Raw genomic sequence first — 13,078 nt, 5'->3', positions numbered from 1 at the left:
CGCATCGAGGGTGTCAGCGTGGACATCGCCGGCCGGCGGATCATCGAGCAGATCGCGGTGCACGCGCACGGGAACATCGTCGGTCTCGTGGGACCCAACGGCAGCGGGAAGTCGACGCTCCTGCGCACCGTCTACCGGATGCTGCGCCCCTCGGAGGGGCAGGTGCTCACCGCGGAGCACGACGTGTGGACGATGAAAGCGAGGGACGCTGCCCACATCACTGCCGCGGTCGTGCAGGACAGCCCCACCGACCTCGAGCTCTCCGTCGCCGACTGCGTCGCGACCGGGCGCCTCCCCCACGGGCGCCTCCTCGGCGCCGACCGCGCCGAGGACCGCCGCGCGATCGAGCACGCCATGTCCGTCGCCGGCGTCGAGCACTTCGCGCACCGGGATGTCAGTTCCCTCTCCGGCGGCGAACGCCAACGCGTGCAGCTCGCCCGCGCCCTGGCGCAGCAACCGCAGATCCTGGTCCTGGACGAACCGACCAACCACCTCGACATCCGCTACCAACTCGAACTCCTCGCGCTGATCCGCGGCCTTCAGATCACGACACTGATCACCCTGCACGACCTCAACCTCGCCGCGTCCTACTGCGACGAGATCGTCATGCTCGAGCAAGGCCACGTCGTCGCCTCCGGACACCCGGGCGAGGTGTTCACCCCGCGACTCCTGCAGCGGGTGTTCGGAGTCCGCGCCGACACGCTCACCAATCCGCTCACCGGACGCCTGCACCTCGTCTACGCCGACAGCGTCACCGGAACAGGGACACCACCCGCCACGACCCGACCGCACACCACAGAGTGAGGAAGTACCGCCCATGAACGACGACTCCGACATCACCTCCGCCCTCCCCGGCCACACCACCGGCCCAGGCCCCTCCGCCAGCACCCTGTTCAGCGTCATCGGCGACGATCCCGCGAAGCAGCAGGCGATCGACCGCTCCATCGCCGCCCACGAAGCCCTCGCCGCTCTCCCTGGAGTGCGCTTCGCGACGCAGAAGAGCGTCGTGATCGTCCTGCACCCGGGCTTCGAGCTGCTCGACGTCGTCGGCCCTTTCCACTTCCTCTCGGCAACGGGAGCGAGTGTCGAACTCGCCTCCACCGGCCCCGCGGGTGAACCCGTCGCCAGTGGCGGCGGCGTCACCCTGACGCCCACCGTCGCCCTCAGCGCCGTGAGCACAGCACCCGAGGTGCTGCTCGTCCCCGGTGGCGACACCGGGATCCTGCTGCGCGATGACCTGGCGATGGCAGAGCTGAAGCGTCTGGGCGAGGAGGCGACCTACGTCACCAGCGTCTGCTCCGGCTCCATCGCGCTCGCGGCTGCCGGACTGCTCAAGGGACGCCGCGCCACGTCGCACTGGTCCGTGCGGCATCTGCTCGAGGGCTACGGAGCGATCGAGGTCGACGAGCGCATCGTCGAGGACGGGAACCGTCTGACCGCAGCCGGCGTCACCGCAGGCATGGATCTGGGCATCCGGCTCGTCTCCTACCTCTGCGGCGAGGAACTGGCGCGCTTCGCCGTCCTCGGCGCCGAGTACTCCCCCGAGCCCCCCTACGACACCGGCACCCCGCAGAAGGCGGGTGCCGCGCTCACGGACCTCTCCCGCGAGTTCCTCGCACCCCTCGTCGAAGAACTGCGCGCCCCCGCACACTGACTCCCACACCGTGACGTGACGCCTGGGGCTCCAGAAGCCTCAGGTGTCACCGGCGTCGTCGCGTGGCTCGATGGCCACTAAGTGATGCGGGAACACCACGTTGATGGGTTCGTCCGCCAGAAAGACGATCGAGGCGTTCGCGCGTTCGGAGTAGCCCGACAACGCTGAGAGGACATCGTCCCGAAGGCGCTGGCCGGCCGGGACCGCGGCGAGGTCGACGATCACCAGTTTCGGGCGACGCGCAAGAGACACCGCGACCTGCAGCCGCACACCGTCTTCAACGCTCACCTCCCCCGCACCGGCCTGCAGAAGGGAATCGGGATCGTGGGTCCCGAGGGAGTGCAGCAGCTGCTCCGCTGAGTCGGTGCTGCGTCCACCCGCTCTCGCGCCGTGCCGATGTCTCGTCTGCGTGAGCTGGTCACCGAGCGATCGCTGCTCCAGGAGGGGCAGGCCGGCGCCGGGAAGCCCGGCCACCTCCGACGGCCGCGTTCCGCGACCGATCGCCACCCGATTCCCGAGTACTGTCACCGACCCGAGAACGACGTAGGCGGCCGGTAGACCACCCAACAAGGCCTGCGCGAGAGCACGATGCTGCTCCGCCTGTCCGAGGACGACGACGCGGTCGCCCTGCTCGATCCGCAACGCGAAGTCCTTGACGAGGATCACCACCCCCGTCGAAATCAGCAGATGCTCGATCGTGAGTGCCGGAATCATCCCCGCATCACTGACCCCCGCAGAGCGCTCCCCTGTTCACTGACAACCCCACGAATCTACATGATGTAGAAGAGTCCGTTTGGTGTTCCGGTTGGTACCGTCCGCGTCCTTGCGCAGGCCGGTATCCGACAGGTGTCGCAGCTGGTGCTGGGACGTGGGAGGCTGAGCCGCGATGGACATCGAGGACGCGCAGACGATGCCCCTCGGGTTGACCTGGGAGACGCTGGCGCGTGCGGGAGACGGAGAAGTCCTCCTGATCGAGACTGCTCGAGGCGGCGGGCGTGGCCTTCGCGGGGTGCTGGGGTGCTGAGCGGGATCGACGTTCCGGCCCTGATCGTGGTGAGTCAGATCCTGATCCTGATGGTGCTCGTGCTGTTCATCGGACTCACTGCGCCGGAGCGTGAGGAGAAATCGGTCGCACCACCGCTGGGGGAAGAGCTGTCCGAGGGGTGGGATCGGCTTCGCGGTGCCCTTGATCGTCTGCAGGGACGGGTGAGACGCATCAGCGCTCGGATCAGGCGCCAGCGCCGCTGACCCTTCTACGGAACGTAGAGTAGAGGGTGGCGTGCGCGGTCCGGTGCAGGTCGGAGAGGAGCCGGTGATGCGGTCTGAGTTCCGCGTGAGCGGCATGACGTGCGAGCACTGCGAGAACAGAGTCGCGCGGGAAGTGTCAGAGCTCCCGGGTGTCGTGGACGCGACAGCGGATGCCGGCACAGGCGCCCTGACGGTGACGTCCGAGGGTGCGCTGGAGGTCGCGGCGGTCGCCGATGCGGTCGAGGAGGCGGGCTACGTCCTCCTCACTGACTGAACGGGCCCTCGCGCGCTCGCGTTCCGTGACCGGGCCGCTTCTTGCCGGGCTCGTCGTGGTCCCGGCGGTCATCGTCGTCGTCGCGGTCGTCCTGCTCGGCGAGTCCGGCTATGCCGTTCTGAACCGCGGTTACCCGGGTCTGGAGACGTCGCTGGCGAGTGCTCTGCTGCGCCTCGCCGCGGATCTGGCCGGCGCCCTGTGTCTGGGTGCTCTGGTCGTCGCAGCGTTCGTCGTACCGCGGACGGGCCGGGACCGGCTGCTTCTGCACTCCGGGGAGGATCTGACTCTGGTGCGGTGGGCGTCCGGAGTGTGGACGCTCGCCGCTGTCGCCTTGGCGGTCGTCGACTCGGCGGACGCGAACGGTGTCCCGCTGGCGCGGCTTCTGGAGCCGGGCGCTCTCGGTTACCTGGCGCAGGCGTCGTACCTGCCGACAGCGTGGATCGTGACCGCAGCTCTCGCGTTCATGGTCTTCTGCGCCGCGAACATCGTTCAGACCTGGATGGCGTCCCTGGCCTTATCGGGCCTGTCGGTCGTGGCGTTGCTGGCGCCGGTGCTCGTGACCCAGGTTCTGGTGGGACCCAATCACGACTTCGGCGGTGACGCGGCGATCTTCGCCACCCCCGCCCTCGCCGCCTGGGCAGGATCGACGGCGACGGTCGCTCTGCGGTGGCGGGCGGGGCGGGTGAGCTCGCCGGCTGCTGTGCGCCGCTTCGTCCGGCTGAGCCTTCTCTGCGCGGTGATCACTGGCGCGGGGATGCTGATCATCGGCGCGTTCGAGCTCGCCGGCGGCTCGCCGTTCGCGACGCCGACGGGATGGCTGTTCCTGACCCAGTTCGCCCTGCTCGCGGCCCTCGGCGCTCTCGGGATCCTCCAGCACCGCACACCAGGCTCCCCCGCGGCCGCGCGCACGCCCCGGGTGCTGCTAGCAGCGGTCGCGGTGCAGCTCGTGATCGTCGGGGTGTCGGTCGTGATGACCCGCATCCCTCCGCCGCAGTACTTCGTGCCGACCTCGATCATGCAGTTGTTCCTCGGGTTCGACGTAACCGCGGCGCCCACTCTGGACGTCCTGGTCGCAGCGTGGCGGATCAACATCCTCTTCGCCGTCGTGTCGGTCGCAGCGATCGCGCTCTACCTGATCGGCGTGAACAGGCTGCGCCGGCGCGGCGACGCGTGGCCGCTGGGACGCACGATCGTCTGGGTCCTCGGCTGGCTGGTGGTCATCGCGACGACGTCCTCCGGGCTCGGGAAGTACTCCACCGTCTCGTTCAGCCTGCACATGGTGCTGCACATGAGCTTGAACATGCTCGGCCCGCTCCTGCTGGTGATGGGCGGCCCGATCACCCTCGCGCTGCGGGCGATCGCGCCTCGCCGTCGAGGGGAGGCGGCCGGGGTGCACGAGTGGATCACGGGGCTGTTGAACTGGTCGGTGACGCGCTCGATGCTGAACCCGCTGTGGGTGTTCGTGACCTTCGTCGGCAGCTACTACCTGATCTACCTCACGCCGATCTTCCAGGAGGCGATGCGGTACCACTGGTCGCACCAGCTGATGAATCTGCACTTCCTGATCGGCGGCTACCTCTTCTACAGCCTCGTCATCGGCGTCGATCACCCACCCCGGCCCCTGCCTCACATCGGGAAGCTGGGCCTGGTACTCGCGGCGATGCCGTTCCACGCGTTCTTCGGCGTGATCATCATGACCTCCACCACCGTCATCGCCCAGACCTTCTACGACTACATCAACGCCCCCTGGATGACAGACCTCGCCGCCGACCAGTACCTCGGCGGTGGCATCGCCTGGTCCGCGGGAGAGCTGCCGCTGATCGTGGTCGTCATCGCCCTCGTCACCCAGTGGTCCCGGCAGGACGCCAGGACCGCCGCCCGCACCGACCGGCACCTCGACGGCGGACTCGATGACAGCTTCGACGCCTACAACGACATGCTCACCCGGCTGGGCAGCCGCTCCACAACCACCCTGTCCGGCGCAGCCCCGGCGAGAGACGAGCCCCGATGACCACGACCCCCGCCCTCACTCCCCCGACCGTGACCGAGGACTACCTCGAGTTCGACATCGGCGGGATGACCTGCTCGGCATGCGCGAACGCTGTGGAGCGCAAGCTCAACAAACTCGACGGCGTCACCGCGTCGGTGAACTTCGCCACCGAACGCGCCCTGGTCACCGGCCTCACCGCCGACCGGACGCAGACGGCGATCGATGCCGTCACCCGCGCCGGCTACACCGCCGCCATCAGAACCGGCGACGACGACACCTGGTCCGCGCGCGCGACCGAGGTGCGCATCTCCTCTCTGCGTCGACGTCTGGCCGTTGCCGCGCTGTTGACGATCCCGCTGTGCGATCTGACGATCCTGCTCGCCCTCGTCCCCGGGTTCCGGTTCCCCGGCTGGCAGGCGGTGTGCGTGCTCCTCGCGCTGCCGATCGTGACCTGGGCGGCCTGGCCGTTCCACCGGGCGACCCTGCGGGGCCTGCGTCAGGGCACCGCGTCGATGGACACCCTCGTCTCCCTGGGAAGCATCGTGTCCTTCGGCTGGGCCGTCTACACCCTCGTCTTCGCGCCGAGTGAGTCGCCCGGCTACTGGCTCGGATTCGGCGTGACCCCGGCGGGAGCGGACTCCATCTACCTCGACGTCGCCGCCGGTATGGTCACCTTCCAGCTCGGCGGCCGCTACTTCGAGACCCGTGCGCGCCGCCGCGCGGGCGACGTGCTGAACGCGATCGGGAACCTCGCCGTGCGTGACGCCCGCATCCTCGGCCCCGACGGCGTCGAAACCGTCGTCGCCTCGACGGCGCTGCGCGTGAACGACGTCATGGTCGTCCTCCCCGGCGAGCGGATCCCCGCGGACGGGACAGTAACCGCCGGGCAATCGGCCGTGGACACCAGCGCCATGACCGGAGAATCCGTGCCGGCCGAGGTCAGCACCGATGATCCCGTCATCGGAGGTACGACCAACATCTCCGGCCGGCTGACGATCCGCACCACCGCCGTCGGCGCTCACACGCGCCTCGCGCAGATGGCCGCGCTCACCGACGACGCCCAGCGCCGCAAGGCGAAAGCGCAGACCATCGCGGACGCGATCTCCTCCGTGTTCGTGCCGTGCGTGATCGTGCTCGCCGCGCTCGTCACCACGATCTGGCTCCTCACCGGCGCGGACGCCTCGACCGCGGTCGGAAACGGCATCGCAGTCCTGATCATCGCCTGCCCCTGCGCGCTGGGACTCGCCACACCGACAGCCCTGATGGTCGGCATCGGTCGCGGTGGACAGCTGGGGATCCTGATCAAGGGCCAGGACGCGCTCGAGGCAAGCGGCATCATCGACACCGTCGTGTTCGATAAGACCGGGACGCTCACCACCGGCCGCATGCACGTCGCCGCACTCACTCCGCTCACGGGCACGGACGCCCTCGACGTGCTGCGCGTCGCCGGCGCCCTCGAGTCCGGGTCCGAGCACCCGATCGGCCGCGCGATCCTCACCCACGCGCGCACCGCCGTGACCGACCTTCCCGCCGTCGACGACTTCCAGGCGCTGACGGGAACCGGTGCATCAGGCCTGGTCGAGGGGCGTCGCTGCCTGATCGGCAACGACCAGCTGCTCACCGATCACTCGATCGCACTCGACGAGGACGCCGCCGCTGTCCGCGATGAAGCCGCTGCGTCCGGGTCCACGGTCGTCACTCTCGTCATCGACTCCGTTCCGGCCGCGATCTTCGTCGTCTCGGACACTCTCCGCGACTCCGCCGCTCCCGCCGTCCGCGCGCTGAAAGACCTCGGCCTGCGCACGGTCCTGCTCACCGGGGACCGGGAGAGCGTGGCTCAGAGCATCGCCGCCGAGATCGGCGTCGACCAGGTCGTCTCCGGAGTGCTCCCCGCGGACAAAGCGCGTGTCATCGAGGAACTCCAAGCCGAAGGACGCCGTGTCGCGATGGTGGGCGATGGCATCAACGACTCCGCCGCGCTCGCGACCGCGCACCTGGGCATGGCGATGGTGCAGGGCACCGACATCGCCATGAAGGCGGCGGACATCATCCTCGTCCGCGATGACCTGCGCGTCGTCATCGACGCGGTCCTGCTCTCCAGGAAGACACTGCGCACGATCCGAGGGAACTTGATCTGGGCCTTCGGCTACAACATCGCGGCAATCCCCGTCGCAGCCCTCGGCTTCCTCAACCCTCTGATCGCCGCGGCCGCGATGGCGCTCTCCTCGGTGCTGGTCATCTCCAACAGCCTGCGGCTGCGCAGCTTCGAACCGACCCGGCCGACGACCCGCTGACCAGGCGCCGACCTCTCAGCCGGCGAGGGAGGCGAGGGTGCGACGGACCCGGCCGGAGGTTGTGAGGCTTCCGCGCGGCGGCCGGGTCGCAAGCCGGTGCGCCCGCAGGAGCATCGCTTCGTCGCCGTTCAGGCGCCCGACGATCGCCAGCGCATTCGCGACGTTCACGGCGCCGACCTGACGGGCGGCCGCGTCGTCGGCGATCAGCTCGATCAGCAGACTCGTCGTCCGCTCCAGCTCTCTGGCCGCGGGGAGCACGGGAAGGCACAGCCGGTTCAGTCGCGCGATCTGGCTGACGAGTCCATGCCGCTGCACCAGATGCGCCCGCTCGTGCTCGATCACTGCGCGCAGTTGCACAGGCGAGAGCTCAGCGACAAGCCGTGTCGAGAGGATCACCCGCGGCTCCGCACCCGGAACGCTCAACGCGACCGGCAGATCGGACTCCACGGTGACGACGTCGACGCCGCGCACCTGCCGGCAGGAGGACATCGCCGCGAGCAGCGAGAACTGCGCCTGCAGGCGACGCTCGGCATGGGCGAGCGGCTCCGCCTGCGCGAAAACCAGCGCCAGCAGCGCGCCACAGGCGGCCAAGCCCACCCAGCCGAACACGACCAGGACGGTCGGCTCGACCCAGTTCACGTCATCGTGGGTCTGCCGGGTCAGCACGGCCGCGAGAACCGACACGAGAAGGCTCGCCGTCAGAGCGAGCACACCCCCGGCGAACGTCGCGTACCAGAGCGTGAGAGCCAGTCGCGGAAACCGCAGCCGCCAGCTCGAGGACGCGAGAAAGGCCGGCGCAGCGAGCATCATCACGCATGCGAGCGCGACGGGTGCCGCGACGGCCAGCACGCTCACGCCGACGGGCCCGGAGCGATCGCCTTCCGCAGCAACTCGATGTCGCGCGAGTCCAACTCCCCCGCGAAGCGCAGCAGAGCCGCGCCCCGGTCACTGCTCGCACTCAACGCCGTCACCATCGCGTCGGCGGTGAACGAGGACTCGGGCGCCGCGGCAGCGAACACGAAGCCCCCGCGTCCGTTCGACGCCTTCGTGACTGTGTCCTTCTTCACCAGCCGGTCCAGCACGGTGAGGATCGTCGTGAGCGCCGGCTCCGCGTCGGACATCCGCTCGACCACTTGCCGGGCCGAGAGGGCTTCGCCAGCCGCCCACAGAATCCGCAGGACGCTCGACTCGAGTTCGCCACGGTTGCGTCGCAACGTCATGCGCTACTCCTTCGCGTCTCGCCTCGCAGAGGACTTCGGAAACACTCCGATTCTACAAGATGTCGTGCCGGCCGGACGGGCACCCCGTCTGGCCCGCAGAGGGTGGCGGCATGCTGACCGGAACTGTTCAGCGGTCCCTGCATTCTGCTGTCCGCTCAGACGGTTCCGAAGAATCGCTTGAGGCGTGGGACTCGTCGAACCAGCAGCTGATCCAGCGCCAGGACGAGGATCAGCGAGAGGCCGAAGACGGGCAGGAAGACGCCCAGCGCGATCATCGCGATCAGCAAGATCCAGTTACCCCAGACCGGCAGTGCGGCGCGAGGCGCGGCGAGGCCGGAGGCGCTCGCTCGCCGGGTCCACCACATGATCGGCCCGGAGACGCACAGGAAGATCACCGCGAAGCAGAACAGGGTCGTCAGGATCATGTTGACGGGCCCGAACCGGCGCCCCTCGTGCAGGGCAATGCCCTGGGAGACGACCTTCGCTGTGGCGCTGTAGTCGTCGTAGCCGTACTCGCCGGCGATCTGGCCGCTGTACTGATCGACGTGGATGGTCCGCTCCTGGGCGACGTCGGACTCGGCCGGGTTGCCGTTGTTGTTCCACTGGCTGCCCATGACGCTGAACACACCCGTCTCGCTGTCGGGGTAGATCACGGAGTACGGCTCCGGAGCGCCTGCCTCGCGGGCGAGGTCCACAGCATCATCGACCGAGATCGAGGTGCCGCCGCCGGTGCTCTCAGCGAGGGGCCCGTTGCCGATCGCCCATCCCGCGGGAGCCGAGCTGCCGTTCGTGTCCTCGATCAGGTCACCGAGGGTCGACTCCGCACCCGGATCAGCGCCCCAGAGGGAGAGGCCGCTACCGGCGGCGACCTGCTGCGCGAACGAGCCCCAGACGCCGGTCCACGGCAGACCCGAGACGACGAGCATCAAGATCCCCAGGCCCACGGGGAGGCCGGCGATCGCGTGCATCTTCCGGATCTTCGACCCGCGCACCCCCTTCTTGAGCGCGGCTCTGCGGGGACGGCGGCCGAGGAAGAAGATGATGAACCCGGTGATCGTCAAGACGATCGCCCAGCTCGCGCCGAGCTCCACGATCCGGTCGCCCACCCCGTCCTCGCCAATGAGCAGATCGCCGTGGACCCGCTCGGCCCAGTCCGAGAGCAGCTGATCCGCCGTCAGCTCACCGGTAACCGTCGCTGTGTACGGGTCGACGTAGACATTCGCGCTGCTCCCGTCCTCCAGCTGCGTCACGAAGACTGTCGACCGGTCCCCGGTGTTATCGACCACGGAAAGAATCGGTCGGTCGGGGTACTCCCCCCGCACGGCCGCCTCCTGCTCGGACAGCGCCACCCGCTCAGCCCCCTCGGGCTCAGACACGGTCAGGATCCCGGGATGCGTGAAAGCGTCGACCTGCGCCCGGAACAGGTACGTCATCCCCGAGATCGAGAGGACGAACAGGACAGGGATCACGATGATCGACCCGTAGAAGTGCCACCGCCAGAACGCGGCGTACCAGCTCGTCGTGCGCTTGTGCACCCGCGCGGCCGGCGTCCCGGCAGCCGCCGGACGGTCAGTATCGGTCGCGGTCACGCCGACCTCCTTCTCTCGATGATCGACTCCGCACTCTACAAGCTGTAGAGCTAGGGTGGAAGACGTGCTCGCTTCGCCCTGGAACCTCGTTCTGACTCTCACCTTCTCCTTCACTGCACTCGTGTGCCTGGGGGCGCTCATCACGCACCGCCCCCGCTCGAGAGCCAGCGGCGCGGGCCTGGGCGATGGCGAGCTGATCGACGTGAATCACGCGGTGATGAGCGTGGCGATGATCACGATGACTTGGGTCTCGGTCATCGATGTGGTGACGTGGGCGCAGGTCGCCCTCTTCGTCATCCTCACCATTGCTTTCCTGCCCAGCTTCTCGCGCGCTGGATCTCGAGCCGCCCAGTTCGATCTCGGCAGCCACATCGCGCTCAACGCGGCGATGATCTGGATGCTGCTGGCCATGCCACTGCTGATGGCCGGGATGATGGATCACTCGGCCGGCTCCGCCCACGCCGGGCACGGCGCCGAGATGGGTGGCGACATGCTGATGGCGACGCCTGCGTGGGCCGACATCGTCAACGCGCTCTTCATCGCCCTGAGCGCCGCCGCCGCGCTCTGGTGGCTCGCTCGGCTGCTCACGCAGCCGACGCATCGGCTGCACACTCTCTGCCACACCGCGATGGCTGCCGGGATGTCGGGAATGCTCGTCCTGATGAACCTCTGACCAGCCAGTTACTGGCTTTGCTGGAGGCGGAGGGGGCCGGTTGTTCAGCTTCGAATTTCTTCTTTTCCCCGACTGGATCTGCCGCCAAAACGCCTTCTCGATCGAGGATCTACCCCGGCCTGGCCTCTGCCGCTCAGATCGCGCAAGCCGTCTTAACCGGCGAGTTCTCGGAGCCACTGCTCGATGGATCGCGGCCGCGGGCCGAGAAGTCTCTGCGTTCTTCGGCCGTGGTCGATCAGCTCGTCTGGTCCGGTGGCGCCGGTGGTCGATGACGAGAACAGGGTCACGGCGGCGCTCCGAAGACGGGGAACAGTGCGGGGACGGACTTGCCAAGGGGCTAGGCGTGGAGTGAGTCGAGTAGAGCGATACTCGCCTTGTTAGCGTGAACAATTAACGGTACGGTCCGATCACCACCCGCGGTCGGCTACCTGCACCAGCAGCACCACGGAAGCAGCCGACCGCGCGGATTCGAAGACGAACCCGAAGGGACTCTTGTCAATGAGGACGAGACGACGACACTCGAGCGCACGCTCCCTGACCATCGCCACCCTGGCCGCCGCCGTGCTCGTCGCGGGCGGCACCGTGCCCGTGGCCGCTGCCGAGACTGGGGCCGTCGCGGCGGTCCCGACTCCCGAGCAGAGCCTGCTCGGGTCGTTCACCTTTGACGCAGCTCCCAGCGGCGGTGCGTTCACGGACCGCTCGGCCCGCGCGAGCGTGCAGGGCACCGCGGCCCTCGTCGCTGGACAGGAGGGGCAGGGACAGGCCGTGCGCCTCTCTCCGTCGTTCTGGCTCGACGTGAAGGCGACCGACGGCACTCCCCTGCTGAAGGGGCGCGACAGCATCACGCTCTCGTACGACAGCAGGCCCGACTCGACCACGAACACCGGCTGGTCGGTCTTCGCCGCCCGCTCCGCCGTGCGCCAGGAGTTCGCGCAGGAGCACTACCTCGGGATCCTCGATCGCACGACCGGGATCACAGTCGAGCGCTACGACAACGCCGGCAGCCGCGACACCTCGGGCAACCTGACCGCGCCGAGCGCGGCCGTGTGGAAGCACGTCGATCTCGTGATCTCGGGCTCCACGGCACGCGTCTACGTCGACAAGAAGCCGGTGGCGGTCAACGCGTCCGGCAAGACCCTGACGCAGATCCTCGGGGCGGCCGGTGGCGTGCTGCAGGTCGGCAAGGCGAACTGGGGCGGCGGCGAGTACTTCACCGGACTCCTGGACAATCTGCGTGTCTACGATCGGGCGCTCACGAGCGCCGAGCTGGGCGCCGACAGCACCACCGTCGCGACCGACGTCCAAGCGGCGCTGGCCGTGCCGTCCACGCTCCTCTCGGACCTGCCCTCGCAGGTGCTCGGACGCACGATCACCTGGAGCGCGACAGGCGCGGGCGCCGCCCGCATCGCGGCGAACGGAGCGGTCGACACGACCGGGCTCACCTCGGCACCGGTCGCTGTCCGCGTGCAGGCCGCGGTCGACGGCGTTGCTCAGGCCTTCGCCTGGGACACGCGCCTCGTCGCCCCGGGCGGCCGTATCGCGACCTACGTCAAGACGGTTACGACGACGAACGGCGTGAAGGACGATCCGATCGCGTACAACGACGACCGACGTGCCGACGCGCTCTACGCAGCGGCGCTGCCGGCCGGTGCGAGCACCTGGGAGCCGCTGAACCGCTCGCAGGCCATCCTCTCCGTCGCCAACGACGGCAACCAGGCCGACCGCCCGAACGCGCAGATCGGCTCACCGAGCCTGTTCCGTGCAGCCGACGGCTCGCTGGGCGCGGTCGCCGCGCAGAACAACGCCACCGACTCCGTCTACCTCTGGACCTCCCCCGACGGGCGCTCGCTCACCCAGCAGCGCGCGATCCGCCTTGCACCGGGCTCCGTCGTCACCGACCCGCGCATCGTCCACGACGCCGCGGCGCAGAAGTACAAGGTCTTCTGGACCGACCTGCTCACCGGCGAGGGCCGCGTCACGCTGCTGAACGACCTCGCCGCGGGCACGACCCCCGGCGCCACGACCCGAGCGGACGCTCGGACTCTCGGCGTGCAGGGAGCGGGACTCCCGTCGTTCACCACGCAGAACCAGGCGAGCGAGTTCAGCCTGACGACCGCGGAGTTCGACCTCTTCTAC

The 13,078-nt window shown here is 68.8% G+C and carries 12 protein-coding genes; 8 read left to right on the top strand and 4 right to left on the bottom strand.

Annotated features, from left to right (window positions below; genetic code table 11):
• Nucleotides 1-18 precede the first annotated feature (18 nt).
• Nucleotides 19-804 carry an ABC transporter ATP-binding protein gene (locus C5C10_RS09240; protein WP_258060512.1) on the top strand — a complete coding sequence of 262 codons (786 nt, stop codon included), beginning with the start codon at nucleotides 19-21 and terminating at the stop codon, nucleotides 802-804.
• Between the two features lie 13 nt (nucleotides 805-817).
• Nucleotides 818-1,654 carry a DJ-1/PfpI family protein gene (locus tag C5C10_RS09235; RefSeq protein ID WP_104329074.1) on the top strand — a complete coding sequence of 279 codons (837 nt, stop codon included), beginning with the start codon at nucleotides 818-820 and terminating at the stop codon, nucleotides 1,652-1,654.
• A gap of 39 nt (nucleotides 1,655-1,693) precedes the next feature.
• Here the strand turns inward: C5C10_RS09235 and C5C10_RS09230 are convergent, their stop codons facing one another.
• Entirely contained in the window at nucleotides 1,694-2,368 is a 675-nt protein-coding gene (locus tag C5C10_RS09230) for a hypothetical protein (RefSeq protein WP_104329073.1), read from the bottom strand.
• A gap of 303 nt (nucleotides 2,369-2,671) precedes the next feature.
• On the opposite strand from C5C10_RS09230, the gene C5C10_RS09225 reads away from it, so the two are divergent.
• The 4 genes from C5C10_RS09225 to C5C10_RS09210 all read left to right on the top strand — a co-directional run bounded on the left by C5C10_RS09225 (nucleotide 2,672) and on the right by C5C10_RS09210 (nucleotide 7,460).
• The gene (locus tag C5C10_RS09225; protein WP_104329072.1) at nucleotides 2,672-2,902 is read left to right on the top strand and encodes a hypothetical protein; all 231 of its coding nucleotides are present in this window, start codon (nucleotides 2,672-2,674) and stop codon (nucleotides 2,900-2,902) included.
• Between the two features lie 67 nt (nucleotides 2,903-2,969).
• Nucleotides 2,970-3,176, top strand: coding sequence for a heavy-metal-associated domain-containing protein (locus C5C10_RS09220; protein ID WP_104329071.1), 207 nt, complete (start codon nucleotides 2,970-2,972; stop codon nucleotides 3,174-3,176).
• A 25-nt stretch (nucleotides 3,177-3,201) separates the two neighbouring features.
• Entirely contained in the window at nucleotides 3,202-5,187 is a 1,986-nt protein-coding gene (locus C5C10_RS09215; RefSeq protein ID WP_181073433.1) for a cytochrome c oxidase assembly protein, read from the top strand.
• Entirely contained in the window at nucleotides 5,184-7,460 is a 2,277-nt protein-coding gene (locus C5C10_RS09210) for a cation-translocating P-type ATPase (protein WP_104329070.1), read from the top strand. Before C5C10_RS09215 ends, C5C10_RS09210 begins: the two co-directional genes overlap by 4 nt.
• Before the next feature lie 15 nt (nucleotides 7,461-7,475).
• On the opposite strand, the gene C5C10_RS09205 is transcribed toward C5C10_RS09210, so the two are convergent.
• The 3 genes from C5C10_RS09205 to C5C10_RS09195 form a co-directional block, all read right to left on the bottom strand.
• On the bottom strand, nucleotides 7,476-8,315 hold the full coding sequence (locus C5C10_RS09205) for a M56 family metallopeptidase (protein ID WP_146082132.1): 840 nt from the start codon (nucleotides 8,313-8,315) through the stop codon (nucleotides 7,476-7,478).
• Nucleotides 8,312-8,680, bottom strand: a complete 369-nt coding sequence (locus C5C10_RS09200; protein WP_104329068.1) for a BlaI/MecI/CopY family transcriptional regulator — start codon at nucleotides 8,678-8,680, stop codon at nucleotides 8,312-8,314. Before C5C10_RS09200 ends, C5C10_RS09205 begins: the two co-directional genes overlap by 4 nt.
• 155 nt (nucleotides 8,681-8,835) lie before the next feature.
• Nucleotides 8,836-10,269: a PepSY domain-containing protein gene (locus C5C10_RS09195; RefSeq protein WP_181073432.1), complete on the bottom strand. Its 1,434-nt coding sequence runs from the start codon at nucleotides 10,267-10,269 to the stop codon at nucleotides 8,836-8,838.
• 55 nt (nucleotides 10,270-10,324) lie between these two features.
• On the opposite strand from C5C10_RS09195, the gene C5C10_RS09190 reads away from it, so the two are divergent.
• Both C5C10_RS09190 and C5C10_RS09185 read left to right on the top strand, forming a co-directional pair.
• Nucleotides 10,325-10,942 carry a DUF5134 domain-containing protein gene (locus C5C10_RS09190; RefSeq protein ID WP_181073431.1) on the top strand — a complete coding sequence of 206 codons (618 nt, stop codon included), beginning with the start codon at nucleotides 10,325-10,327 and terminating at the stop codon, nucleotides 10,940-10,942.
• Nucleotides 10,943-11,440: 498 nt separating this feature from the next.
• On the top strand, nucleotides 11,441-13,078 hold a 1,638-nt coding region (locus tag C5C10_RS09185; RefSeq protein ID WP_146082130.1), incomplete at its 3' end, for a LamG domain-containing protein.

Source organism: Rathayibacter sp. AY1A3 (genome assembly GCF_002930975.1).
Lineage (GTDB): Bacteria > Actinomycetota > Actinomycetes > Actinomycetales > Microbacteriaceae > Rathayibacter.
This window is presented reverse-complemented; position numbering and strand designations above follow the sequence as displayed.

Coding starts and splice junctions, on each gene's coding strand:
- C5C10_RS09235 (WP_104329074.1), top strand. CDS start 818: ATGAACGACGACTCCGACATCACCTCCGCCCTCCCCGGCCACACCACC.
- C5C10_RS09230 (WP_104329073.1), bottom strand. CDS start 2,368: ATGATTCCGGCACTCACGATCGAGCATCTGCTGATTTCGACGGGGGTG.
- C5C10_RS09220 (WP_104329071.1), top strand. CDS start 2,970: ATGCGGTCTGAGTTCCGCGTGAGCGGCATGACGTGCGAGCACTGCGAG.
- C5C10_RS09210 (WP_104329070.1), top strand. CDS start 5,184: ATGACCACGACCCCCGCCCTCACTCCCCCGACCGTGACCGAGGACTAC.
- C5C10_RS09200 (WP_104329068.1), bottom strand. CDS start 8,680: ATGACGTTGCGACGCAACCGTGGCGAACTCGAGTCGAGCGTCCTGCGG.